Annotated in this window: 36 protein-coding genes and 3 pseudogenes; 35 read left to right on the top strand and 4 right to left on the bottom strand. The window is 39.9% G+C overall.

Going from position 1 to position 24,220, the window contains the following annotated elements:
• The 4 genes from G636_RS20565 to G636_RS0111525 form a co-directional block, all read left to right on the top strand.
• Positions 1-205 (top strand): DUF6618 family protein (locus tag G636_RS20565; RefSeq protein WP_035779595.1); only part of this gene is annotated, 205 nt, incomplete at its 5' end.
• A 106-nt stretch (positions 206-311) separates the two neighbouring features.
• Positions 312-434, top strand: a complete 123-nt coding sequence (locus tag G636_RS20000) for a DUF4298 domain-containing protein (RefSeq protein ID WP_081668408.1) — start codon at positions 312-314, stop codon at positions 432-434.
• Entirely contained in the window at positions 418-876 is a 459-nt protein-coding gene (locus G636_RS0111530; RefSeq protein WP_026508183.1) for a GNAT family N-acetyltransferase, read from the top strand. Before G636_RS20000 ends, G636_RS0111530 begins: the two co-directional genes overlap by 17 nt.
• A gap of 3 nt (positions 877-879) precedes the next feature.
• Positions 880-1,569, top strand: coding sequence for an aspartate/glutamate racemase family protein (locus G636_RS0111525; RefSeq protein ID WP_026508182.1), 690 nt, complete (start codon positions 880-882; stop codon positions 1,567-1,569).
• A gap of 25 nt (positions 1,570-1,594) precedes the next feature.
• Here the strand turns inward: G636_RS0111525 and G636_RS21290 are convergent, their stop codons facing one another.
• Entirely contained in the window at positions 1,595-1,711 is a 117-nt protein-coding gene (locus G636_RS21290) for a hypothetical protein (RefSeq protein ID WP_442855994.1), read from the bottom strand.
• A gap of 47 nt (positions 1,712-1,758) precedes the next feature.
• Here G636_RS21290 and G636_RS0111515 point away from each other — a divergent pair.
• The 8 genes and pseudogenes from G636_RS0111515 to G636_RS0111480 form a co-directional block, all read left to right on the top strand.
• Positions 1,759-1,962 (top strand): annotated as a pseudogene (locus G636_RS0111515) (hypothetical protein); the annotation flags it as partial.
• A gap of 37 nt (positions 1,963-1,999) precedes the next feature.
• Positions 2,000-2,194: pseudogene (locus tag G636_RS21195) on the top strand (GNAT family N-acetyltransferase); the annotation flags it as partial.
• Between the two features lie 41 nt (positions 2,195-2,235).
• Positions 2,236-2,655, top strand: a complete 420-nt coding sequence (locus G636_RS18345; protein WP_330363973.1) for a 4Fe-4S binding protein — start codon at positions 2,236-2,238, stop codon at positions 2,653-2,655.
• A 5-nt stretch (positions 2,656-2,660) separates the two neighbouring features.
• Positions 2,661-3,086 (top strand): hypothetical protein, encoded by a 426-nt coding sequence (locus G636_RS18340; RefSeq protein WP_330363972.1) that lies wholly within the window; start codon positions 2,661-2,663, stop codon positions 3,084-3,086.
• Between the two features lie 20 nt (positions 3,087-3,106).
• On the top strand, positions 3,107-4,531 hold the full coding sequence (locus tag G636_RS0111495) for a helix-turn-helix domain-containing protein (RefSeq protein ID WP_196803101.1): 1,425 nt from the start codon (positions 3,107-3,109) through the stop codon (positions 4,529-4,531).
• A complete protein-coding gene (locus G636_RS0111490) occupies positions 4,518-5,300 on the top strand; it encodes a protein-ADP-ribose hydrolase (protein ID WP_026508179.1) in 783 nt (260 codons plus the stop codon). Before G636_RS0111495 ends, G636_RS0111490 begins: the two co-directional genes overlap by 14 nt.
• A 20-nt stretch (positions 5,301-5,320) precedes the next feature.
• Complete coding sequence (locus G636_RS0111485) at positions 5,321-6,316, top strand: SIR2 family NAD-dependent protein deacylase (protein WP_035779594.1); 996 nt, start codon at positions 5,321-5,323, stop codon at positions 6,314-6,316.
• A 208-nt stretch (positions 6,317-6,524) separates the two neighbouring features.
• The gene (locus tag G636_RS0111480; protein ID WP_242826962.1) at positions 6,525-7,679 is read left to right on the top strand and encodes an MFS transporter; all 1,155 of its coding nucleotides are present in this window, start codon (positions 6,525-6,527) and stop codon (positions 7,677-7,679) included.
• Positions 7,680-8,246: 567 nt separating this feature from the next.
• Here G636_RS0111480 and G636_RS0111475 read toward each other — a convergent pair.
• Positions 8,247-8,615: a hypothetical protein gene (locus G636_RS0111475; protein WP_196803100.1), complete on the bottom strand. Its 369-nt coding sequence runs from the start codon at positions 8,613-8,615 to the stop codon at positions 8,247-8,249.
• Between the two features lie 47 nt (positions 8,616-8,662).
• On the opposite strand from G636_RS0111475, the pseudogene G636_RS18335 reads away from it, so the two are divergent.
• The 13 genes and pseudogenes from G636_RS18335 to G636_RS20560 all read left to right on the top strand — a co-directional run.
• Positions 8,663-8,977 (top strand): annotated as a pseudogene (locus tag G636_RS18335) (GNAT family N-acetyltransferase); the annotation flags it as partial.
• Between the two features lie 142 nt (positions 8,978-9,119).
• Positions 9,120-9,350 (top strand): HPr family phosphocarrier protein, encoded by a 231-nt coding sequence (locus G636_RS20335; RefSeq protein WP_026508175.1) that lies wholly within the window; start codon positions 9,120-9,122, stop codon positions 9,348-9,350.
• Between the two features lie 30 nt (positions 9,351-9,380).
• Positions 9,381-9,803, top strand: a complete 423-nt coding sequence (locus tag G636_RS0111460; protein ID WP_026508174.1) for a MarR family winged helix-turn-helix transcriptional regulator — start codon at positions 9,381-9,383, stop codon at positions 9,801-9,803.
• Positions 9,804-9,860: 57 nt separating this feature from the next.
• Positions 9,861-10,718, top strand: coding sequence for an SDR family NAD(P)-dependent oxidoreductase (locus G636_RS0111455; protein WP_051226948.1), 858 nt, complete (start codon positions 9,861-9,863; stop codon positions 10,716-10,718).
• A gap of 187 nt (positions 10,719-10,905) precedes the next feature.
• Positions 10,906-11,553, top strand: a complete 648-nt coding sequence (locus tag G636_RS18330; protein ID WP_051226944.1) for an alpha/beta fold hydrolase — start codon at positions 10,906-10,908, stop codon at positions 11,551-11,553.
• Positions 11,546-11,956, top strand: coding sequence for a MarR family winged helix-turn-helix transcriptional regulator (locus G636_RS18325; RefSeq protein ID WP_051226942.1), 411 nt, complete (start codon positions 11,546-11,548; stop codon positions 11,954-11,956). Before G636_RS18330 ends, G636_RS18325 begins: the two co-directional genes overlap by 8 nt.
• A gap of 87 nt (positions 11,957-12,043) precedes the next feature.
• Positions 12,044-12,466: a GNAT family N-acetyltransferase gene (locus tag G636_RS0111440; protein ID WP_026508172.1), complete on the top strand. Its 423-nt coding sequence runs from the start codon at positions 12,044-12,046 to the stop codon at positions 12,464-12,466.
• A 139-nt stretch (positions 12,467-12,605) separates the two neighbouring features.
• Complete coding sequence (locus G636_RS18320) at positions 12,606-13,223, top strand: class I SAM-dependent methyltransferase (RefSeq protein WP_051226941.1); 618 nt, start codon at positions 12,606-12,608, stop codon at positions 13,221-13,223.
• Between the two features lie 20 nt (positions 13,224-13,243).
• Positions 13,244-13,858: a hypothetical protein gene (locus tag G636_RS0111430; protein WP_330363970.1), complete on the top strand. Its 615-nt coding sequence runs from the start codon at positions 13,244-13,246 to the stop codon at positions 13,856-13,858.
• Positions 13,849-14,268, top strand: a complete 420-nt coding sequence (locus tag G636_RS18315) for an SDR family NAD(P)-dependent oxidoreductase (RefSeq protein WP_081668401.1) — start codon at positions 13,849-13,851, stop codon at positions 14,266-14,268. Before G636_RS0111430 ends, G636_RS18315 begins: the two co-directional genes overlap by 10 nt.
• Positions 14,269-14,348: 80 nt before the next feature.
• Positions 14,349-14,804, top strand: a complete 456-nt coding sequence (locus G636_RS0111420) for a GNAT family N-acetyltransferase (RefSeq protein ID WP_026508170.1) — start codon at positions 14,349-14,351, stop codon at positions 14,802-14,804.
• A 35-nt stretch (positions 14,805-14,839) separates the two neighbouring features.
• Positions 14,840-15,355 (top strand): GNAT family N-acetyltransferase, encoded by a 516-nt coding sequence (locus G636_RS0111415; protein WP_330363968.1) that lies wholly within the window; start codon positions 14,840-14,842, stop codon positions 15,353-15,355.
• 157 nt (positions 15,356-15,512) lie between these two features.
• Positions 15,513-15,650, top strand: a complete 138-nt coding sequence (locus G636_RS20560) for a hypothetical protein (protein ID WP_196803099.1) — start codon at positions 15,513-15,515, stop codon at positions 15,648-15,650.
• Here the strand turns inward: G636_RS20560 and G636_RS0111405 are convergent.
• The gene (locus tag G636_RS0111405) at positions 15,647-16,306 is read right to left on the bottom strand and encodes a Crp/Fnr family transcriptional regulator (protein WP_026508168.1); all 660 of its coding nucleotides are present in this window, start codon (positions 16,304-16,306) and stop codon (positions 15,647-15,649) included. The two genes, G636_RS20560 and G636_RS0111405, sit on opposite strands and share 4 nt — an antisense overlap.
• A gap of 107 nt (positions 16,307-16,413) precedes the next feature.
• On the opposite strand from G636_RS0111405, the gene G636_RS0111400 reads away from it, so the two are divergent.
• From G636_RS0111400 to G636_RS0111385, 4 genes are all read left to right on the top strand, one after another.
• A complete protein-coding gene (locus tag G636_RS0111400) occupies positions 16,414-17,184 on the top strand; it encodes an ATP-binding protein (RefSeq protein WP_026508167.1) in 771 nt (256 codons plus the stop codon).
• 80 nt (positions 17,185-17,264) lie between these two features.
• The gene (locus G636_RS0111395) at positions 17,265-18,212 is read left to right on the top strand and encodes an L-lactate dehydrogenase (protein WP_026508166.1); all 948 of its coding nucleotides are present in this window, start codon (positions 17,265-17,267) and stop codon (positions 18,210-18,212) included.
• A gap of 112 nt (positions 18,213-18,324) precedes the next feature.
• Positions 18,325-18,459 (top strand): hypothetical protein, encoded by a 135-nt coding sequence (locus tag G636_RS20995; RefSeq protein ID WP_256379608.1) that lies wholly within the window; start codon positions 18,325-18,327, stop codon positions 18,457-18,459.
• On the top strand, positions 18,456-18,803 hold the full coding sequence (locus G636_RS0111385; RefSeq protein WP_026498728.1) for a type II toxin-antitoxin system HicB family antitoxin: 348 nt from the start codon (positions 18,456-18,458) through the stop codon (positions 18,801-18,803). Before G636_RS20995 ends, G636_RS0111385 begins: the two co-directional genes overlap by 4 nt.
• 105 nt (positions 18,804-18,908) lie before the next feature.
• On the opposite strand, the gene G636_RS0111380 is transcribed toward G636_RS0111385, so the two are convergent.
• Positions 18,909-19,805, bottom strand: coding sequence for a ketopantoate reductase family protein (locus G636_RS0111380; RefSeq protein WP_026508165.1), 897 nt, complete (start codon positions 19,803-19,805; stop codon positions 18,909-18,911).
• 153 nt (positions 19,806-19,958) lie between these two features.
• Between G636_RS0111380 and G636_RS0111375 the strand changes: the two genes are divergently transcribed.
• The 6 genes from G636_RS0111375 to G636_RS0111355 all read left to right on the top strand — a co-directional run bounded on the left by G636_RS0111375 (position 19,959) and on the right by G636_RS0111355 (position 24,133).
• On the top strand, positions 19,959-20,510 hold the full coding sequence (locus G636_RS0111375) for a TetR/AcrR family transcriptional regulator (protein ID WP_026508164.1): 552 nt from the start codon (positions 19,959-19,961) through the stop codon (positions 20,508-20,510).
• 25 nt (positions 20,511-20,535) lie between these two features.
• Positions 20,536-20,649, top strand: coding sequence for an AAC(3) family N-acetyltransferase (locus G636_RS21190; protein WP_256379607.1), 114 nt, complete (start codon positions 20,536-20,538; stop codon positions 20,647-20,649).
• A gap of 131 nt (positions 20,650-20,780) precedes the next feature.
• Entirely contained in the window at positions 20,781-21,197 is a 417-nt protein-coding gene (tnpA, locus tag G636_RS0111370; protein ID WP_026508163.1) for an IS200/IS605 family transposase, read from the top strand.
• Positions 21,178-22,317 carry an RNA-guided endonuclease TnpB family protein gene (locus tag G636_RS0111365; RefSeq protein ID WP_026508162.1) on the top strand — a complete coding sequence of 380 codons (1,140 nt, stop codon included), beginning with the start codon at positions 21,178-21,180 and terminating at the stop codon, positions 22,315-22,317. Before tnpA ends, G636_RS0111365 begins: the two co-directional genes overlap by 20 nt.
• A 97-nt stretch (positions 22,318-22,414) precedes the next feature.
• Positions 22,415-22,849, top strand: coding sequence for an AAC(3) family N-acetyltransferase (locus G636_RS18310; protein WP_242826961.1), 435 nt, complete (start codon positions 22,415-22,417; stop codon positions 22,847-22,849).
• Positions 22,850-23,056: 207 nt separating this feature from the next.
• Positions 23,057-24,133, top strand: coding sequence for an acyltransferase family protein (locus G636_RS0111355; RefSeq protein ID WP_026508161.1), 1,077 nt, complete (start codon positions 23,057-23,059; stop codon positions 24,131-24,133).
• Positions 24,134-24,220: the final 87 nt, after the last annotated feature.

Below are 24,220 nucleotides of genomic sequence, written 5' to 3'. Positions count from 1 at the left end.
TGGCGAGCATAGAGATGGAAACTATATATGTATACCGAACTGGAATATCGGGAGTGAACTGGCAGGACTAAGAGATGTGTTTTGGAATGAGGAGCGGCTCAAAAAGTATACGAACCTGAACCAGGATAATGCAAAAGCAATAGCAAGAGCCATTGCAGAGGCAGACAGATGGATTGAGAAATATCATAAAGAGGAGTGCGGCTGATGCCGCACAAACCTCTCCAAACTTATGACAGAAAAATGAAAAGGTTTGTGACAGCGAGTGAGAGTAAGGCTGTGACAGCGGAAGGAATTAGCAACAGTAATGTCTTATGACCTGGGAAGAATACTACGAAAAGAGGCTTAAAAGGGGAGTGCTATCAGAGGATGGCATTTATAACATGCTTGAAAGAAACAAGGAGATAATGAAGATACTGAATGGATTTGATAGTTAAGCATTTTAATGAGCTCAGTACCATAGAGCTTTATGAGATATTAAAGACAAGGTTTGAAATTTTTGTCACAGAGCAGGAGTGCATTTATCAGGATATGGATGACAAGGATCAGGATGCGATACATGTCTTTTGCTATAACAATTCCGGAAGAGTTGCAGGGTGCCTCAGGGTATTCTGGAAAGACCACGATGAAGCTTCCGGTGTGGCACAGATTGGAAGAGTTGTTACCCTGGAACATGGCAAAGGCATCGGAGGAAGGATCCTTCATGAAGGTGTAAGGATAGCTACTGAGCAGCTAAAGGCTAAGAAGATATACCTGGAGGCCCAGGAATATGCCATAGGTTACTATGCAAAAGAAGGCTTTGAGGTGGTATCAGAGCCATTTATGGAAGATGGGATTCCTCATGTGAAGATGGAGAAACGAGTAAGAATGGAGGCATAAGATTTGAAGACAGTTGGATTAATTGGTGGAATGAGTTGGGAGAGCACAATCCCATATTACAAAATCATAAATGAAATAGTTAAGGAAAAGCTGGGAGGTTTGCATTCTGCGCAGATCATTTTATACAGTGTTGAATTTGACGAAATAGAAAAATGTCAATCAAGTGGTCAATGGGATAAGAGCGCAGAGATATTAGGAAATGCAGCAAAGAAACTAGAACTTGCAGGAGCTGATTTTATTCTAATATGTACAAATACAATGCATAAAGTAGTACCTCAGATTCAGAATATGATTTCGGTACCAATTGTACATATAGCTGATGCTACAGCAGATTCACTTGAAAGGGATAAAGTATCGAAGGTAGCTCTGTTGGGAACAAAATATACCATGACACAGGATTTCTATAAATCGAAACTGATTGATAGAGGCTTTGAGGTGTTTATTCCGGACGAGGAGGATATAGAAATTGTAAACCACGTGATTTTTGACGAGTTATGTGTAGGTGTTATCAATAAAGATTCTCAGAAAAAATTCAGTGAAATAATAGGAAAGTTAAAAGATAAAGGAGCACAGGCTGTAATCCTTGGATGTACAGAAATTGGATTGCTGATAAAAGAAGAAAACTCAGTGCTTCCTATTTATGATACGACATTAATTCATGCAACAAAGGCTGCGGAATTACTGCTTGGATAATAAGAAATGTGGAAAAGCTGAGGGATTAACCTTCAGCTTTTTCTATAATCATATCTGACAAAGCAAACGGAACAATTTCATCTGGATTTGATTCAGGGCTGATCCAGGCATCTATCCTTTCTTTGGGTAGCATAAGTGGCATCCTGTCATGGATTTTGGAGAGCTCCGCTGTTGGCTCTTTAGTGAGGACTACAAATACAGGATCTTGAATTGGGAGTAGGAGCTAATACGCCCGTAATAATAAAGTATCCGTTCTGGCAGATGACGCTGGCAAATGAGAAAGCGGTATATGCCTGCTTAAATTATGGTGAATCATTCTGCCCAGAGGAAATTGCAGATAGAAGTATATGCATTGATGGTGATATAGGAGAAGTATTTGAGACGCAGCATTGAAGAAATAGAAACGGAGTATTTGAGATGAATTTGAAAATCAGTTGGAAGATGCGGACATATCTGTAATGCAAGCTACGCTGTTTCATCAGATGCCCGTGGTAAGCATATTGGAGAGCAGTTGGTATTGGACTGTCTTAAGAAGGGCAATGAGCTGGGATTTAGAGTACTTCAGTTTAATGCTGTTGTTGAGATGTCAGCCTGTACTTCCTTACCGCAAAAGGAAAGGGGGTTTATGACAGACTGAAAAAAAGAGGATTCCTTGCTTTTACAGCCATGAAGGGCGAAGATACAATGTCAAGCATCGCAGTATCCATCAGAGGCAAGGTTCGTGAACTTGGCTACGACAGGATACCGGAACTGTTTGAGAAGAATCCTTATATGCATCAGATCTATCCGACGGAAGAATCCATGAAGGCACTTACGGTATTTCAGATATTTGAAGGAAACGGTGAGTGGTTTGATCTTTCAAAGAAGCCGATAGAGAGAGCTTCATTTACATTTGGTGGGTCAGAAAAGAAAACAGAAGGATATTATATTACGGACAGTTGTATCGGATGCGGAAGCTGCTTATCTGTTTGTCCCCAGAGCTGTATCATTACTACCGGGATTCCGTATGTCATAGAGCAGGAACATTGTCTGCACTGTGGTAATTGTTTGAATACCTGTCCTGCTGGGGCAGTAGTTAGGAGATGAAGGCTATGTCAAAGAATACTACACAGGAAGAACGTCTTGATTATCTTGTAGAAGAGTTCAAGGCAGATTCAGATGAATATAAGGAATTACAGACGCCAAATAGTACGGAAGATAAAAGACGAATCTTAAGGTCGCTTATGAATATCCGTATGCCGAAAGAATTGTCCTCTGATGTAATGAAAGTACAGGATGAATATTTATTAGAGAGAGCAGCTGAAAAGGGTGTGGTGAATCTATCAGACATCCCGGTTATCAGGGATGGACTTTCTATTTGGCAAGGGGATATCACAAGACTTTCGGTGGATGCTATTGTTAATGCCGCTAATTCGCAGATGCTTGGTTGTTTTGTTCCGATGCATACTTGCATAGATAAAGCGGCACCTACCTCAATCACACAGGTATACAACAAAAGAATGGCAAGGTGCTCGTAAACATTGCATTACCTATGCTTATGCCGGATGAAGACGCTAGGCCAGGAATTAAACTGGAATTTATAAGAAGACAAAAAGGAATTAGTAGAAAAGAACTTGCTGATAAATTAGAAATTGCTCCAGGGGCTTTGTTTAATCTTGAAAATGGATTTAACCCAATCCATTTTGATGATGCATTGAAACTTGGAAATGCACTTGACGTTGAACCAGATATCTTTATTGATGAAAGTGCAAGGTTTTGTGCTTCAGGTTATGGAGAGAAGATAAGAATTATTCGACGAGCTTGTGACGCAACTCAGGAAGAGTTTTCTAAAATGATTGGTGTTACCCGATCGACTTTATCCTGCTGGGAAGCAGAAATTGGTGAGTACCATCCAAGTTCAGTATTCTATTACAAACTGAAAGAAATTGCTGAAGAAAAAAATATAGATATTAACCGTCTTAATAGTGATCCAGACAGCTTCATCGATGATTATGAACTGTTCTTAACAGGAGACTATGGTAAAAAAATAAAATATATCCGTTCTGTTTATGGTGTAACACAGACAGAGTTTTGTAATATGATTGGATATACAAGTGGGACATCATCATGTAATTGGGAATCCATGACTGAGAAACCGCTTCGAAAGGCCTATAATAGGATAAAGTTTGTGGCAGAAGCAAAGGGTATAGACATTAACAAGCTAAATGCTAATCCGGATTATTATAAGGACGAGTATTCAAGATTTGTAGAGAAGAATAGTGGCGCTAAGATTAGATATATTAGGTTGCAGTACAGAGCTTTTACTGATGACTTTGGTAAAATGCTAGGTTGTTCAGGAAATGCTGTTTGTACATGGGAACGAGGACAATGTATCATGGGGCGCCAGTATTTCGATGAGTTAAAGAAACTTGCAGAAGCAAAAGAAATCAATCTTGAAAGTTTAGATGACAATCCTGATGTATTCAAAGATGATTACGATAGGTTCTGTGTAACAGGTTGTGGAAAGAAATTAAGATATATCAGAAATATCTGTGGAATGTCGGCAGAAAAGTATGCAGAAGTTATTGGAGTAAGCAGACAAACCATTTTTATCTGGGAGTCTGAATTAGTTCAAAGAGGAACAATCAGAAGACCGGGAAGAGAAAATTTTGAAAAAATCAAACAAGTAGCTATAGAACATGGGATTGATTTAGACACAATAGATGAGGAACTGGCCAAGGTTGATGATTATGAAGTTTTTTGCCAAAACGGATTTGGAGCTAAGATAAAGTCTCTTAGAAATGTATATGGAATGTCACAGCGTGCATTTTCAGAGCTCGTTGGAGTTTCTGTTGAGACGATTAGTAGATGGGAACGTGAGGGCAAAGTTAGAGGAAAAATAGCGTTTCCATCTAAGGAAAGGTTCCGAGAATTTAAGAGATTGGCAGAAGAGAAAGGAGTTGATTTTCTTGAATCATGCTGAGCAAAGAGTATGGATGATTCAGCAATTGCTGGATGAAGATTTAAATTATAAAGGCTATACAATTCCTAATGATACTAATGAGCAGAAAGATATGCTCAGAGCACTTATGAATGTTAGAGAACCTAAGCCTATTAGTCAGGAATTTCTTGATATTCAGGATGAATATCTAAAAGAAGAGAATAATTCTGTAAAAATTACAGATGTGAATGATTTAACTCCTACCAAAAACGATGACAGATTATATCTTTGGCAGGGAGATATAACTGCATTAAGGATTTCAGCAATCACGAATCCTGCCAATGACCGTATGTGTGGTTGTTTTCAGCCACTTCATTCCTGCGCAGATAACATTATACACTCGAAATCTGGGATTCAGCTTCGCGGCGAATGTTTTAGAATAATGAAAAAGCAGGGACATCCGGAACCTACAGGACAAGCCAAAATAACTCCAGCATACAACCTACCATGTGATTATATTCTTCATACAGTTGGACCAATTGTTCAGGGACCATTAACAAAGAAGCATGAAGATTTGCTTGCTTCTTGCTATAAGTCGTGCCTTGATCTTGCGGATAAGAATGGAGTTACTGAGATAGCTTTTTGCTGTATCTCTACTGGAGTATTTATGTTCCCAAATCAGAGAGCTGCTGAGATTGCTGTAGAGACAGTTAAAAACTGGCTTGATGAGACGGGCAGTGAGATGAAGATTGTTTTCAATGTTTTTAAGGACATTGATTTTGAAATATATGAAAAACTGTTAAATGGTTAAGCTGTAAGGAGTGTTTTATAATGACAACGACTAAGATCAGATCGTTTCAGCCAAATGGCTATCAGGATACAATAAAAAAAGGTTTAAGTGCCATACATAGCTTTAACAGCGGTATGTCCCTTGGGAAAGATGATGATATAGAGCAGCTTGACAGATTAAAAGAAGAAATAAAGACAGCTGATGCTATTGTTATTGGAGCCGGGGCAGGACTTTCTACTTCCGCAGGGTTTACGTACAGTGGAGACCGGTTTAAAAAGTGGTTTTCTGATTTTGAAGAAAAATATGGTTTTCAGGACATGTATTCAGGCGGGTTTTACCCATACAAAACCAAGGAAGAGTTTTGGGCATATTGGTCAAGATATATCTACATCAACAGATACCTTGATGCACCTAAAGATACTTATATAAAGCTTTATAACCTTGTTAAGGATAAAGATTACTTTGTGATTACTACAAACGTGGATCATTGCTTTCAGAAAGCAGGCTTTGATAAGAAAAGATTATTTTACACTCAGGGAGATTTTGGTCTGTTTCAAAGTTTGAATCCGGCAATTAGGGAAAACTTTGATAATGAAGACTGGGTGATGAATGCCATGAAATCTCAGGGATTTGTTAAGGATGGGAATGGAATTTTTGCAATACCATCTGGCGGCGTGGTCAGAATGGAAATTGACAGCAGTTTGATTCCAAAGTGTCCGATTGATGGAAGTGATGTCACCATGAATCTTAGAAGTGATGATACATTCCTTGAAGATGGAGGCTGGCATAGAGCATCAGCGGCTTATTCTGATTTCCTTAGAAGACATGAAAATCTGCATGTGCTTTTCCTGGAACTTGGGGTAGGCAGCAATACACCAGTAATAATTAAGTATCCATTCTGGCAAATGACAATGGAAAATGAAAAAGCTACATATGCATGCTTGAATTACAAAGAGGCATACTGTCCCAAAGAGATAGAAGATAGGAGCGTATGCATTAACAGTGATATAGATGAGCTTTTGGATAAACTGGCATAATTTCATAAAAAGAAAGAAATTATCGGTATTAAAGGGAGATACATTTCTCCCTTTTTACATTTGTGTTGCTCATGATAGAATAATTAAGAATCGCAGTTTTTAGAGGCAAATTATATTCCAGGATAATGAAATAAGCAAATCGGGATTAGTGGAGTAGAACATGGATAAAAAAAGGGCTTTGTCTGGCGCTATAATATTTATAACCCTGATGGGAATCGTAAGTCTGTTTTCGGACATGACTCATGAAGGCGCCAGAAGCATATTGGGCGAATATCTGAACCTCGCAGGGGCATCCGCTGCAACCATAGGATTTGTGTCCGGTATAGGAGAATTGTGCGGGTATTCACTAAGGCTCATATCCGGATTTATAGCAGATAAAACGAAGAAATACTGGACATTTGTTATCACAGGCTATGTAATACAGGCTCTGGCGATTCCTGCACTGGCACTCGTACCTGAACATGGCTGGATTTGGGCCTGCGGTCTTGTGATCATGGAGCGTATCGGAAAAGCGATAAAAAAGCCTGCCAAAAACACATTGGTAAGCTTTGCGGCAAGCGAGATCGGAACCGGAAAAGGCTTTGCCTATCAGGAGTTTCTGGATCAGCTTGGCGCGTTTCTCGGACCGGTACTGCTTTTTGTAACAGCTCTTGTAAAAGGTACAGACGACCTTTTTACAACGTATAGGATCTCTTTTGCGATACTGCTTGTTCCTGCAATGATCACCATAGCTCTTGTTTTGACAGCAAAGATAAGATACCCTGATCCGGAGATCTTTGAAAAGCAGGAAGATAAACCGGCAAGCTTTGAATTCAGGAAGTCATTTGTTCTGTTCATGGCGGCCATCTGCTTTTTTGCTTTTGGCTTTGCAGACTTCACCCTGATCACACTTCATTCGGCTAATACCGGAGCATTTAATGAATCCATGCTCAGCCTGCTATATGCTGGGGCAATGGCTGTGGATGCCTTTGCTGCACTATTCTTTGGTTGGCTTTATGATAAGGTCGGGCTGAAGGCTCTGATCATTTCCACACTATGCAGCACATTCTTCTCATGTTTTGTTTTTATGACTGGAAATGCCTGGTTGATCGGAGCTGGGATAATTCTGTGGGGGATTGGAATGGGTGCGCAGGAAAGTATTATGAAAGCAGCTGTCAGCGGAATCGTCCCGCGTTCCATGCGAAGCACCGGTTTCGGAATATTTGAGACAGGATTTGGTATTGCGTGGTTTCTGGGCAGTTGGCTTCTCGGTGCCCTGTATGATTTGAATCCTGTGTATCTTGTCACTGTGTCTGTGGTATCACAGTTTCTGGCGATTGCATTTTATGCTTTATGCCTCCGGTGCAATAAGACAGAGTGCTAACAATTCCAGTTTGTTGGAATGAGCATTATACCGGAAGTTAATCGCACAACTTCAAGTTTGTGCATATAGAAACACTTTTGTAAAAAGAGAAAATACATTTTCATGATAGAGATCCCGTAAAAGAAGCTGATTGTCGATTATGGTCAATTGTAAAAGTTAATTCCACTTTGTAAGACTAACTTCCACCTTGTAGAAGTAAATTCCACAGGGTGGATTTTACTTGTTCTAAAAATAGTTGATTTTATCCACATTTGAGGCTATAATAGCCAAAAAGTCGGAAATCTGTGCATGACAATCAGAAGTCGAGTTCACGTTGTCCTGTTAAGAGTTAGTGAATTCCACCCCTAATAGAGATAGGTATGAAAGTCATCCAACTGTGCAGAACTCCGGCTTTTTTCATTGAAATGGAAGTTCCTGCTACGCAGAAACCTCGGAATAAAATAACTACTGGCTGAAAATATACGTTTTATCAGCCTTAATGCCCTCCGGGGGCTTAGGGCGCTGCCCTAAGAGCCAGCAAGGGGACGCGTCCCCTTGACTCCGTTCCCGCTCCGGATAATGCTGCAATTAGTCATGCTTCCTAAGAAGTGATGGTTTGAGGATGATGTCATTAGGCTGAATTCTCTCAAAACCTAGTTTCTTAAGAAGTCTATTTCCGTAATGAAAGGCAAGTATGGCATATGGGGGCTTGTTACCGAGCTCAGGACGTGAATAGGAATTGATATGGTTCATCATGAGATTGATCTGCTCCTGGGAGTATTTACCGATATCCTTGCCTTTGGGTATCACTCTTCTTATGAATTCATGGTTATTCTCGCAGGCACCCTTCTCATTAGGTGCGGAGGGATTGCAGTAAAACACCCATGAACGGCGCTCGCCATCCGGTCCAAACTCAAGTGCTTCAGGATTTGAAAATTCCGTGCCATTGTCTGCCAAAAGAATTGGGAAAAGCTTCATATAAAACTCTTTTCCAAGCAGGTCATGGCAAGGTACTTGGGCTATATATCTTGCATCCTAATAATGTTGGAAGATGCGGACATATCTGTAATGCAAGCTACGCTGTTTCATCAGATGCCCGTGGTAAGCATATTGGAGAGCAGTTGGTTTTGGACTGCCTTAAGAAGGGGAATGAGCTGGGATTTAGAGTACTTCAGTTTAATGCTGTTGTTGAGAGTAATATACATGCCAGGCATTTATATGAACGCCTCGGATTCAAGCAGCTTGGAACTATTCCGGGCGGATTCAGAATGAAAGATGGACATTATGAAAATATTTGCCCTTATTTTCATGAATTATGAGACCTTTGAACATATTGAAGATGAGATAAAAGAAGCGCTGTATAAACTACAGTGCTTTATTTTTGTTGCAATAGACTTGACATTCGTCGCATCCTACTATACAATAACGTCGTATCCTACGATGATTAAAGAGGTGCGGTTTATGAATGAGCATGTAATAAACAATATAAAACTAAATATTGAAGATGCCAGGAAATTAGTAAAACTGGCAAATGATTGCGACTTTGATGTAAACATTTCCTGCGGTCATATCCTGCTGGATGCAAAATCGATCTTAGGCGTAATGGCTTTGGATTTTAGAAATGCACTTCAGGTAAGCTTTTATGGTGACAACCCTGAACTGATATCGTTTTTGGAAAAGCATGCAGGATAATATAAGAACCAGAACAGGAGAAGAACAGTCATGAATATAGACAAAGCAGCGATATTGATAAAAAAGGCATCCCTTGAGTTTGACAGAGTATGTAATTCATATTTGGAAAAGTTTGAGCTGACCGGTGCGCAGTATAAAGTTATGAAATATCTGTTTGAAGAGGCAGACAATGGAGTCAGGATTGTTGACCTTGAGAAATTTTATTCAATGTCACATCCTACGACCATCGGTATTGTACAGAATCTTGAGAAAAAGGGATTTATAGAGTATAGGACCAATCCCAATAATACAAGGAGCAGGTATATTGTTCCAACTAAGGAAGCATACGCAAGGCAAAAGGAGCTGGAAGCAGTAGGAACAGATATTGAAAAAGAGATGACTAAAAATCTGCAGAGCGACGAGACTAAAGAATTGATAAGGCTACTAAAAAAGGTACTTGACTTGAACAATTAAGGCTAAAGCCTTCTAGTGTCGGGAGACAGTACCATAAGGATGAAGGAAGGTTTGACAGTGAAAAACGTGATAATTACCGGTGCAAATTCAGGACTTGGGTTTGAAACGGCCAAAAAGATTGCAAAATCTCGTGATTACAGAGTTATCCTTGCCTGCAGAAACGATGTAAAGGCATCTCAGGCAAGGGTAGACATTTCAGCTTCGACTGGCAATGAAAACATTGTAAGCATGAAGCTGGATACATCTTCACTTTCATCTGTAAGAGCTTTTACGGATAAATATATAAATGAGTATGGCACTGTGGATGTACTTATCAATAATGCAGGTATTTCATCAATGAGAGACAGCGGCATGACAGAAGAAGGGTTTGAGATTGTGTTTGCTACCAATTATCTTGGCCATTTTCTTTTGATACAGCTTCTGCTTCCACATTTTGCGGCAGATGGTCGCATTATTAATGTTACCAGTGACATGCATAATCCTCCCGGAGGCATTGAATGGAAGGGTGCAGATTATATTGCCTATGAAGCAGTAGGCGACAGGAAAAACTATGCTTACTCAAAGTTGGCTGCCATCTATCTTACCCTTAAGTTAGATGAAGAATTTATAAAAAGTGGGGATAGTATTACAGTAAACTCTTTTAATCCCGGATTTATGGCTGCAACTAATTTCTCAGGTGGCCATGCTGATAAGGCAAGGGCTCTTGTGGTAAAGACAACTATGCCAGACAGATATGGAGAACTTGAAAAGTCTTCAGAAGCTCTTTTCCAGATAGCAACAGATGAACAGTTCAGTAACATTTCTGGTAAATATTTTGACCGTAGTACAAATATAAAAGAATCATCTGCGCTTTCCTATGTTAAGGAAAACAGGAACGAACTTTGGGAAAAGAGCCTGAAATACTGCGGACTATAACGAGGAGGGATTTATATGCAGTACTATGTTGTCACATTCGCACATACAAGATAGTCAATAAAATAAAGCAAAGAAAAATTATTTTCCGGGTTATCAAACTTGGATAAAAAATATTCCCGAAATACTTGACTGAGTCAACAAATTATTGTATGGTTGACTCAGTCAATTTGTTTGTGGATATCAAGAAATGAAAAAAGTGGTAAGATTTATTTTGATACTGATCTGCGCACTCATACTGATATTGTGTGGACTGATCATTTATGTTGCAGCATATAATAATCCTGCTGTTAAGACAACTGTTGCCAATAAAGCTTTTACCCAGAGCCACAATGCTTTGGAGTCAGAGAACTATGATGGCGATTACCTCATGTACTGGATTGATAACAGCAAGCAGTTCTTTGCCACATATGTGTTTCCGGGAGCAGAAAAACTAATTAAGGGTATGGTGACCATCTATCGCACCTTCCACAGTGATGAGCCTCTTGAGATTGCCTTCATGCCTGTGTCAGTTCAGGAAATGCTGCGTGGGCTGGACTATTATGATCCAACTTTTGGAGCGGCCTTCTATGATGGCACTTGGAATGAGGATTTCGATCATGAGGAAGCGCTAAAGAAGATAGACTGTCCGGTGTTGTTGATTCAGGCCAACACAGGTTATCTGGCAGATGGAACCCTGGATGGGGCGATGTCAAAGGAAATGGCAGAAGTGGCCATGGGTTGCCTCAGCGATGGAAAATACTTATATGTGGACTCGGGCCACGTAACAAATCTTGAGGTACCGGACCAGTTTATCGCCATTGTAGAAGATTTTTTCTTGGAGGCAGAGAATGGATAGAAACATTTTTCAAAATGTTGGAATCCTGTATAGAAGCTATTTGAATTATGCAAATAGCTTCTTAAAGGATTTAGGCCTTTCCTTTTCGGAAAGTGTTGTGATATCAAATATAGGTGCATCGGAAGGGATCACACAGGAAGGTATCGCCTCACTTTTGTGCATTGATAAGGCTGCCATTGCGAGAAACGTAAAGCTTCTTGAAAACGAGGGCTTGATCGCAATAAAGAAAAATGCAGATGATAAGCGTTTAAAGAAACTTTACCTGACCCAGGAGGGATGGGAAAAGTATAAGGCTATTACAGCAGCCAACACAGACCGCCTGGCTGACCTATATAAGGGACTCACTCCTTCCGAAATCAATACACTGGAGACGGTGCTGAATAAGTTGGCAGATAAAGTATAGCGGATTAACGAATAAGAGATTTAATGCCGGATAATAAGTTATACCGGAATATATTCCAGAATAAGGAAATAAGGGTGAGGATAATAAATGATTAGATACGATGATTATATTTCTCCTGAGGAATACCTGGAATTACGTAAATTGGTCGGATGGAGGCTATTTCCGCTTGAAGAAGCTAAGAATTGTGTTGAGAACGCGTATATGGTTCTTTGTGTCAGGGATGATGAAAGAGCAATAGGTGTTGTAAGATTATCCTGGGATGGAGGATATGTGGCTTTTCTGTCAGATGTAATCGTTATTCCGGAATATCAGGGACAGGGAATAGGAAAAAAACTGGTTGAAGCTGTAATAAATAGGATTAAGGCAGATATGAAGCCAGGCTATATGGTGAATCTTAATCTTAATTCTGCTAAAGGGAAAGAACCCTTCTATGCAAAACTCGGATTCGTGGAACGCCCGAATGAGGATGCAGGAGCCGGAATGAATCAATGGTTGGTATTTGAAGATTGAATCACTGCATAATTGACAAGAATCGGGATTGGGTGAAGAAAAGTGAATTTTTTGACGTATGGTGATAAAAAAAGCAGTCGATACTATTCTGTTATAGAAAAGCAGATATACGATGAGACATTAATCGGAGAGTGCTGTTATGAGTAAATTTGCAGAATACATAGGAAGCCAGTTTGGAAATCCACATGGCTTTGTCGGAAGAATCTGTTGTGTCATTATGAATGTAATAAACAAATCAATGTATAAAAAGACAGTTGATTTAATTGAGGCTAAATCTGATGACAAAGTTATGGATATTGGGTACGGGAATGGTTATCTCTTGAAGTACTTATATAAAAAAACAAAATCTGACTTATATGGAATTGATATTTCTGCGGATATGCTAAAACAGGCTACAGAGAGAAATAAAACGGCAGCGAAGCAGGGAAAATTGCATTTGCAGATAGGAGATTGTTGTGATTTACCTTACGATGATGATTCCTTTTTTGCAGTCTCATCAATAAATACTGTATATTTTTGGAGAGATGCTGTAAAAGGTCTTTCAGAGATTTACAGAGTATTAAAGGCAGGAGGTTCATTTTACAATGTTGTTTATACGAAAGAATTTCTTGATGATTTAGCGTATACAAAAAAAGGTTTCAAGAAGTTTGAGCCTGAACAATTGGTAGCCATTGGGAAACAAGCTGGTTTTGATAATATTCAGGTTAAGGATATTGCAAAAGGAAAAAGTTTTGTAGTGATATATTCAAAGAATTAAACAGATTCGAATTTTTCGAGATGAACGGTGGAACGTTATCTCGGAAAATAATTGATTTATGTCAGGGGGATACAATGCTTTTATACCATTATTTTGATAAGAAAACAGGCCCATTTCGGAATCTGTCGGATCTAAGCGAAGAAGAAGCCCAAAAGTTGCTTCTGACTATAAAGGCCGAAAAGCCTGAAACCATGTGCGCCAAAAGGCAAGACAGTTACATTGCGGATAGAAGGCGGTTCGAAGAGATACTAAGAACCGAGTTCCAGAAAAAGGGTGGGAAGATCGAACGGAAAGCCCCTCATTATCTGGTGATTGGTGAATGTCCGTGGTTACAGAGCTGGTTCGAAGACTGTGATCATATAGTGATAGATACAGCAGACTTGGATCTGAGCACAGTTTCTTTTACCTATGGAGATTCTCATCCAACATTCAGTAACCGGGTCAATGATGGAAAAGAGTACAGAAAGAAGCTCTACACATATGACGAGATAATAGAAGTGATTAAAAAGTACGGCCTTCCCCAAGACTGGAACCCAGATGGGGAATATGGTCCTGAGAGATATGTCGAAGCTCATGTGTGGAGTGATAGAGGGATAAAAAAGATGGCAAAGGACAAAATGAAGGCATTGATATAAAGCCTGGTGACTGGTTTGTCGGAGATGTGGCAGACAAGGAGACGTTAGAGGCATTTGCCAAAAGTGTTATTGAAGAATCCGGGCATGTGGACTTCCTGATAAATAATGCACTACCTGCAATGAAGGGGATTGATGAGTGCAGTTATGAAGAATTTCAATACGCACTGTCTGTTGGAGTTACAGCTCCATTTTATCTTACAAAGCTCTTCATGCCGTATTTTGCAAAGGGGGCCTGTGTTATAAATATTGCATCTTCAAGAGACCGGATGAGCCAGCCTCAGACAGAGAGCTATTCAGCCGCGAAAGGTGGTATCGCAGCTCTTACTCATTCGATGGCAATAAGACAATCCGCTGAAGATATAGGATGTAAAGCGGAGGATTTTTTATCTGAGAAAAATATAATCTGGTAGGATTTGCTCCGGCATGGGTCGAGATGACTATAAAACCAGCAAATATAGTTGATGAGATCAATTCAGAGGCGGGTAAATAAATGAATTTCAGAAAGGCAACAATAGAAGATTTGGATATGCTTGTCGCCACAAGAATAGAAGTTTTGAGGGCAGCAAATAGGCTTGATGCAAGCATTGATATGTCAGAGGTGGAGCGGCAATCCAGGGATTATTATTCTAAAGCTATGGCTGATGGCTCACATACAGCATATCTGGTGTTTGACGAGAACAAATTTATAGGTGCCGGCGGAGTGAGCTATTACAGAGTAATGCCAACATATCATAATCCGTCAGGTGAAAAAGCATACATCATGAATATGTACACGGCATCTGATTATCGCAGGCAGGGAATAGCTTATAAGACTTTGGATCTTCTTGTACAGGATGCAAAGAGTAGAGGAATCACAGCAATCTCTCTTGAAGCTACTGAGATGGGAAGACCTCTGTATGAGAAGTATGGCTTTGTAAAAATGAATGATGAAATGGAACTTAGGTAATAGCAGGAATATTACTGAAAAAGGCTGATGAAGTAATGAAATACAACCACATAGAATGGACAGAATGGAAGGATATGTTTATGGATATTGTTTATAAAAGATTATCAGAGAACGAATTAAACAGGATCATAAGAATGAGAATAGATCAACTGACAGAAGAATACACATCAGAGGGAAAAACTGTACCGAATGATGTAAATCTTGAAGAGGCTCTGCTGGATTTTTATAAAAGAAATATGGCTGCCGGAACCTATATTTCCTGGCTGGCATTTGATGGAGATAAGATAGTCGGAACAAGTGGTATGTCCTTCGCGGAAAAACCGCCATACTTCACATGCCCTTCAGGGAAATTAGGTATCTTGTCCAGCATGTATACCGATCCGAACTATAGGAGATTGGGAATCGCTACAGAGTTACTGGACAGAGTAGTAAAAGAGGCAAAAGAATATGGCTGCGGAACAATCTATATTACAGCATCGAATATGGGTGTGAAGTTGTACGAATCATATGGATTTAAGCATAACGGAAATTTCATGCAGTATAATTTTTGATCAGATGAAAGCCAGCATGAAGGAATAAGGATTATCGATACCGCCAGATGGCTTTCTGATTCGCAAAAATAATAAAAGCTCAAATTTGCGAAAAAAATCAAATTGCCGATTGCCGCTTATCCTGGAAGTTGATTTCCAGGATAAGCGAGGAATATTAATGGATAAACAGGTACTCTTTGATAACAGGGAGTTGAAGACCTGTCCATTCTTTAAAAAAGGTGATACATTCCTTCTGAAAAGAACGCTGGAGCAAGACGATTTCTACAACGTTGCAGAAGATGCATATATTGGCTAATCAGCCTTAAGAAGTCTGAAATGACTTTTCCTATACTCTATAAGCCCTTCATCTTGCATGCGTGAGAGTTCTTTTGACATATTGGTGCGCTCAAGGTTCAGATAATCAGCAAGTTGTTGTCTGTTGAATGGAATATCAAATTCTCTGGAGTCAGACTGCAGTGCAATGGCATTGAGATATGACAGGAGGCGTCCGCGGCAGCTCTTGGAAGAAGTATAAAAGCTTCGTCCGGAGAGGACAAGGTTCTTCTGTGATGAGATGATAAGTATATTTTTAAGGAGCTTTTCCTTCCAGGGAGAGCTTTTTTTGCTATCTTCAAGAAGGTTCTTTATATTGCAAAAGAGAATGCAGCTTTCCTCATTTGCTCTGACATCCACCAAAAGGACTTCGCCAAGAAGAGCATAGGTCTCGGCAAAGTACTGGTTCTTTCCAACATGGCTTAATACAGTACGGTTGCCCCAGATGTCGTTGCTTTCAACAGTAACACTACCAGAAAGAACCATGCCTATTTGGGAAGTCTGTTCTCCGGCGTGGAGAATCACATCGTCTTTTCGGAATCTCTTTTTCTTTGCATCCAGGAAGTCAAGGCACGAAGAGAGCTCTTTTGCTGTCATTCCCTGGAACAGTCTGCTTTTTTCTATACCTTCAAGATTCATAAAAAATAGCTCCCAAAATGTGGTTTAAACAACATACATGTTATGAATAGTATATTATACTGACACCATCAGAACAAGGTTAAAGCTAAGAACAGAGAGGTTTAAAAATGGTAAGAAAGATAATAAAGATCGACGAAGAAAAGTGCAATGGATGTGGTATTTGTGCCAGTGCCTGCCACGAAGGTGCTATTGATATTGTGAACGGAAAAGCAAAGCTGGTAAGAGAGAACTTCTGCGATGGATTTGGCGACTGTTTACCGGGATGTCCTATGGGAGCAATCTCTTTTGAAGAAAGGGAAGCGCCTGCTTATGATGAAGCAGCTGTAAAGGAAGCGCAGGAAAAGAAAGGAATTGTAAAAGATATGCATCAGTGCGAGAACAAGATGATGAATGAAATGGAACAACATGCCGCAGGGCATGGATGCCCTGGATCAAGGTTTATGCAGCTTCAGAGTGCTTCTCAGGGCAACGACGATTTCGGACAGGACATGATTTCAAGAATGAGCACTCATCCATCAAGATTAATGCAATGGCCATGCCAGATAAAACTTCTTCCAACACAGGCCGGTTTCTATAATGGAGCTAAACTTCTCATTGCAGCTGACTGCACAGCATATGCCTATGCCAATATGCACGAGGAGTTCATGAAGGGCAAAGTTACAATGATAGGATGTCCAAAGCTGGATGATGGCGACTACACAGAAAAACTGACAGAAATCATATCAAATAATGATATCGTCAGCGTGACCATTGTAAGGATGGAAGTTCCATGCTGCGGAGGACTCCAGAGGGCTGCAGAGAATGCTATAAAGAACAGTGGAAAGTTCCTTCCCTGGCAGGTTGTAACCATCTCTCGTAACGGGGAGGTACTTGATTAAATTTCACAACAAACATTTTTTGCGTAAGGTTCAGATAAATGAGTTTATACTTAATATAATGAAAGATAGGAAGGCACACTATGGCAACATTAAACGAAAGAAAAGTAGCAGTAGTAGGTTGTGGATTTGTTGGCTCTGCATCAGCATTTGCCCTTATGGAAAGCGGGCTTTTTTCCGAGATGGTGCTGATAGATGTGAATAAAGAGAAGGCTGAGGGGGAGGCTCTTGATATCAGCCACGGACTTCCTTTTGCAAAGCCAATGCAGATATATGCCGGTGATTATCAGGACGCAGGGGATGCTGCAGTTGTGGTTGTTACAGCAGGTGCGGGACAGAAACCCGGCGAGACCAGGCTTGATCTTGTTAAAAATAATGTAGGCATCTTTAAGTCTATTATTCCTGAGATTGCAAAGTACAACAAAGAGGGAATACTTCTTATCGTGGCGAATCCTGTTGATATTCTTACATATACCGCAGTCAGGTTCAGTGGATTTCCTGAAAACAGGGTGTTTGGTTCGGGAACAGTTCTTGATACAGCCAGATTCAAATATCTTCTGGGGGAACATTTGAATGTGGACAGCCGTTCAGTGCACGCATTTATTATAGGCGAGCATGGGGACAGTGAGATTGCAGCATGGAGCAGTGCAAATGTCTCAGGGATTCCAATTCATGATTTCTGCGAGATGAGGGGGCATTTCGAACATGAAAAAGCCATGAAAGAGATTGCTGAAAATGTTAAGAACAGCGCCTATGAGATCATTGAGAAAAAAGGTGCGACCTATTACGGAATTGCCATGAGTGTAAGACGTATCTGTGAGGCTATAATACGTGATGAAAAATCAGTTTTGCCTGTATCAAGCATGCAGCATGGTGAAAACGGCATTGATGGAGTTGCACTCAGTATGCCTGCAATTGTCGGAAGAGGTGGAGTTGAAGGTTCTGTGCCGATCAGACTTAGTGAGCAGGAAAAAGAGGCACTACTGAAGTCATCGGAGACTCTGAAAGCAGTAATTAACGAATCGCTTTGAAACTCAAAAAAGGTTATATTTCGTAAATATTGTCAGATTACTCTGTTGGAATTGACGAGGTAGGGCTAAAGTGTTATATTGTAACTAGAAAATAGTTGCAAGAGGGATTACTGTGCCAAAGAAATCAAAATTACTAGAAAAAATACTGTCAAAACCCGCACCGACAAGTTTTACAATAAGAGAACTGTACAGGTATCACGTAAAGATGGTCATAGCATTTCTTAAGGAAGTAGGTGAGATAGAATGATAAGTTCACTGATGGAATACAATGGATATCATGCAAAAGTAGAATTTGACCAGGAAGATCAGATATTCATAGGTCACGTTCTTGGCATCAACGACTCTCTGAATTTTCATGGAGAATCAGTAAAAGAGCTTACACAGTCCCTGCATGATTGTATAGATAATTACCTTGATTACTGCCAGAAGATTGGAAAAGATCCTGAACGAGAATTTAAAGGCTCATTCAATGTTCGCATTAAGCCTGAGCAGCATAAGAAAATTGCATTATATGCTGCCAATGAAGGAATCACAATAAACCAGTTTGTATCCAGAGCTATTGATGATGAACTGGACATCCTAGAAGGTTAGCCCAAAGACGCAATATATTTGTTAATCCGCCGATTCGAGAACTGATAACTAAAGATGGATTTTATAATGGAAAAGCCTTGATGACAAGGCTTTTCTTTATTTGTTTCAACTATTAAAATCTAAAATGATGCCAAGTTCTTTTGCGTCGGCTTTGATCTCTTCTACCGCATACCCCGGCTTGAAATGGTTATGGCTTTGAGCCATATGCATAGGGCTTCCGGGTTTGTAGACCAGGTTCTTCATGATCGCACCCATGAGCTTTGGAGGAAATATACTCATAACGGTAATTAACCCGTTCTTTTTTACTCCTTTTGCTTTGAGATATGGACTCATTTTTCTTATGTTAATAACCATGTGGGCGAGCGCTTTGCTTGATGAGATTGCCTCTTTAAATCCGCCTGCTTCTGCGGCTGCCCCTTCCATGGCAGCATTTGCAATATAATGCAGAAAGAGCCATTCGTAAATATTCTTTTGTAAAGAAACTTTGAAACCCGCACTTTTAAATAATTCTATGACTTCTTTTTCCCGCCCGGTTGATGCCATACCTGTGTATCCGATTTCTACCGATTTCATTAATATTCCGTATAAATTGTTTCCTTCATATCCACCGCCGGCTCCGGGAAAACCAAATACAACCTGATTTGCCGGAATTGAACCGATTGCTTTGTAAATATCTTTTCCGTAGTTGCAAAAGAAAAGCAGCGTGGCGTTTCCAATCCTTGGAGCCAAATAATCGATTGCGGCCGGAACCTGCTCCGGGTTAATGCTTAAGAATATTAAATCGTAATCGTGCTCCGTTTTGATTTCATCAATTAAATTGATGTCCCAGTGAAACTTCCGGTACTCCCTGATACGACCATCATGAATTATGGCATTGATGCCCTGCGCATAGATGTCCCTCTTTTCTTTTCTGACATAAAAATCTACTGTATGGCCGGCATTTTCCAATGCCCATCCATATTGAGAGCCAATAACTCCTCTTCCGAAAACCAATATCTTCATATTTTGATTTCTCCTTTTTGAATGTGTGTTGAATAATCAACATGTGTTTGATACTCTAATCATATAGACAAGAATTTCTTGAAACAATCGTTAAAAGTATGCAGATGTTGAAAACTGAACAAATTCATAAAAATGTTAATTAACCGGAGTGCTATGGATAGAAGAGTACAGCGTACAAGAAAACTGATTATAGAGACTTTCATGGAGTTGCTGAGAGACAAGGGATTTGAAAAGATCACGGTAAATGATATCGCAGACAGGGCGGATATTAACCGGGGAACCGTTTATCTTCACTTTTTAGATAAGTATGATATCCTCGAAAAATGCATAGATATATATGTGGAGGAGCTACTGTCGCAGTGTAGTGGCGACGAAGAAATACATCTTCGTTATGACGCCATGGGAAAAGTATTCTCATATCTGGAGGAACATATCGACATATATAAATTACTTCATGAGAACGACAAGTATGGGATGTTTCGAAAGAAACTCACGAACGCCCTGCTTAGCCAGGTTGAGATTGCTATGACATTGATGCCAAAAGAAATTGCAACATCACGTGAAATTGCGTCGCAGTTTTTGGTAAACGGGCTTCTTGGGGTAATAGAATGGTGGATTAGCAGTGATATGTCCTGCAGTGCAGATGATGTTACGGAAAGATTGTTAAATATTCTGAAACCTTTCACGGATTTTATTCCGGAATAAAGTACACGGGGAGAGGACAAACACTATGGGTGCGGTTGCCGAAATGTTCCGTTCATGGCCTGGAACATTAAGGAGTGACCATCCTGCCAGATCTGTTGCGGCTTGGGGAAAGAATGCTAAGTATTTAACACGCCGCTAGCAAGAAATCCCCCACCTCTTCAGGTGGCTGGATGAATTGCGATAAACACGGCGTTTTCTTGACTTTTGTATCTTGTAGCATTATAGTTATATTATAAATCAGTAGTATTTATAAGAAAGGTCGTAAATACAATGCGATTAGATACAAATAATCATTCAGTGTTCATGCTGCACTATCATCTAATCATGTGCGTAAAGTATCGTAATAAGGTGATTGATGATACTATCTCTAATCGTCTGAAAGAGATATTTGTAAAGATTGCTCCTGCCTATAACATTACGTTAGAAGAATGGAATCACGACACAGACCATGTTCATATTCTATTTAGGGGGCAGCCAAATACTGAAATCAGTAAGTTTATCAATGCTTACAAATCTGCAAGCAGTCGTATCATAAAGAAAGAGTTTCCCAAGATACGTAAATCTCTCTGGAAAGAGATGTTTTGGTCACAGAGCTTTTGCCTGCTGACCACAGGTGGAGCTACAGTAGACATTATCAAACAATACATTCAATCTCAGGGCAAGAAAGATGGCAAACAAAGCAATTAAGTACAGAGCATATCCTACAAATGAACAAAGCATTATGTTTGCTAAAACCTTTGGCTGTTGTCGCAAGGTTTATAATCTTATGCTTTCTGATAAGATTGAAGGATATAAGTCTACGGGTAAATTCCCTACTGTAACACCTGCTAAATACAAGAAAGATTATCCATATCTGAAAGAGGTTGACAGCCTTGCTCTTGCTAATAAGCAGATGGACTTGCAAGAGGCTTTTCATAATACATTTAGTAAATCCCGTAAAAAGAATAATGGATTTCCTAAATTCAAATCTGCGAAGCATAGTCGCAAATCTTACACCACAAATAATCAGAAAGGTACAGTCGCTATCATAGATAACGGATATATCAAACTTCCTAAGATTGGTAAAGTAAAAGCTGTTATCCATCGCATTCCTGATAATAACTGGATCATCAAGTCTGCTACTGTATCACAGGAATCAGATGGTAAATACTATATCTCTGTGCTTTTTGAGTTTGATAATACCGTTAATCCCTATGTAGCAGACAAAACTAATGCTATCGGTCTGGACTATGCTTCTGACGGCTTATATGTTGACAGTAATGGTAATGTAGGCACTAATCATAAATATTATCGTGAAAGCCATAAAAAACTTGCTAAAGCCCAGCGCAAATTATCACGTATGCAAGGTTCTAAAAAGCATGAAGATAAATCTGCTAACTATATTAAACAACTCCGTAAGGTAAACAAAATCCATAGACACATCGCTAATCAGCGTCTTGATAATCTGCATAAAATATCTACTGAGATAGCCAATCAGTATGATGTTGTCTGCGTAGAATCGCTGAATATGAAGTCTATGTCTAATAAAAGTTTTGGTAACGGCAAAGCAACTCTTGATAACGGATATGGTATGTTCCTGTCTATGCTTAAATATAAGTTGTCTGACAGAAGCAAGTATCTTATCAAGGTAGACAGATGGTTTCCGTCATCACAAATCTGTCATTGTTGCGGTACATTACATCCTGAGATGAAGAACCTGCAGATCCGTAAAATGACTTGTGACTGTGGGCTGACAATAAGCCGCGACCAAAATGCTGCCATCAATATCCTAAATGAAGGATTACGTCTACTTTCCAAAGTAGTATAAAACAAAATATACAAGTAGGGATGGAATAGCCCTAATTTATACGCCTGTGGACATTGTGTAAGTCATTGAGTTACGTAACATCGTAGCCAACGCAGTAGTGGTTGAAGCAGGAAGCTCCGACTTCAAATGCGAAGCATTAAGTCGGAGTAGTTCACCTGAGAACCATGACCTTTCGAATATATTTGGAGACTCATCACCAATTGGGAAGCTTTATAAACTCGATGGGAAAGTTTTACTGATTGGAGTTGATCATGATAAGAATACTTCCATTCATTTAGCGGATGCTCGTGCAGAATACTCAAGCAAACATACCTGCATCGAACACAGTGCAGTCATGGAGAATGGTGTTCGTGTCTGGAAAGCTTATGAAACATTGTATGTTGATGGAGAGGACTTCAAAGATATAGGAAGGGCATTTGAAGTAGCCTATACTACATGTAAGGTAAAAGTGGGCAATGCTGACATAAAGCTGATGAACCAACGTGAATTAGTAGATTTTGCTGTATCGTGGATAGAATGTAACAGAAAATAACATATTGGATTAACCGATAAGAGGAATTATCAAAGGATACATGGCGAAGAAGATACTCATAATTGAAACAAGTTTAAGAGCAATCCGACCCGCAACCAAATTTAACCAAATAGAGCAAAATGTGTAAGCTTCGCTTGGTAGACAGGCGAAGCTTACTTTTTTATGATCAAGAAAAATGTTAAAATGTTTAGCAAAGGTGGTAGAAATATGAGAAAGGTATATTTGGATAATGTTCGCTGGATAACAGTAGTGCTGGTTGTCATCTATCATGTAATCTACATATTCAGTGGTGTAACTCAGTATGGGATCATAGGCCATTTTAGTGAACATCAGCCCCAGGATACATATCAGTACATTGTATATCCTTGGTTCATGTTACTTCTGTTTGTGGTATCCGGTATGTCAGCCCGCTATGAACTCCTTAAACGAACAGATAAGGAATTCATCAGAGTAAGGACGAGAAAATATCTTGTGCCATCAACAATCGGCCTTCTGGTTTTCGGCTGGGTTCTTGGCTACTACAATATGCTGATATCCGGTGCATTTGATTCCATGGGCAATGTGCCGGGGCCAATCCTTTTCCTGATAATGGCAGTTAGCGGCTCAGGCCCTCTGTGGTATCTACAGATGCTCTGGCTCTTCAGCCTGATAGTGGTACTGATCAGAAAGATCGATAAGGACAGATTCTATAATATCTGCGGCAAAGCCAATCTTTTGATAGTTTTACTTCTTGTCATACCCGTATATGGAGCAGCGCAGATACTTAATACACCTGTAATAGTGGTATACAGATTCGGTATCTACGGACTGGGCTTTTTGATCGGCTACTTTGTATTGTCCCATGAGGTCGTGATGGAGCGACTTGGTAAAAACTGGCTGTTATTAAGCATCCTTGCCCTCGCATCCTGCTTGGCCTTCGTGATTTTATATATTGGTCAGCCTTATCCGGAGCACGTGGTGCTGGATACGATCATGTGCAATGTATATGCATGGTTTGGAACTCTCGGTATACTTGCCTTCATGAAAAAGTGGGGCAATTCCATGAATGCTTTCTCAAAGTGGATGTGCAAAAAATCATGGGGCCTCTATGTATTCCATTATCTGATGATCGCGGCCAGCGGATGGTATTTGCATACATTATGTCCGTTCCTTGCCCCTGCCATCGTTTACCTGTTGGTCGCAATAGCAGCATTTGCAGGTTCCTACCTTCTGTATGAGCTCATGAGCCGTATACCTGTCTTAAGATGGTGTGTTCTGGGAATAAAAAAGGATAAGAAAGAATGAGTTTTGCAGATAATCTGATCGTCCTCGGAGATGAATTCCGGGGTATAGCCCTCATTAAGGAGACGCAGGATGATATTTTGAAGGCGA

The sequence above is a fragment of the Butyrivibrio sp. MC2013 genome (genome assembly GCF_000424585.1).
In the GTDB taxonomy this organism is placed as follows: Bacteria; Bacillota; Clostridia; order Lachnospirales; family Lachnospiraceae; genus Butyrivibrio.
Note: the sequence above shows the minus strand (reverse complement) of the source record. Positions and strands in the feature narration are given on the sequence as shown.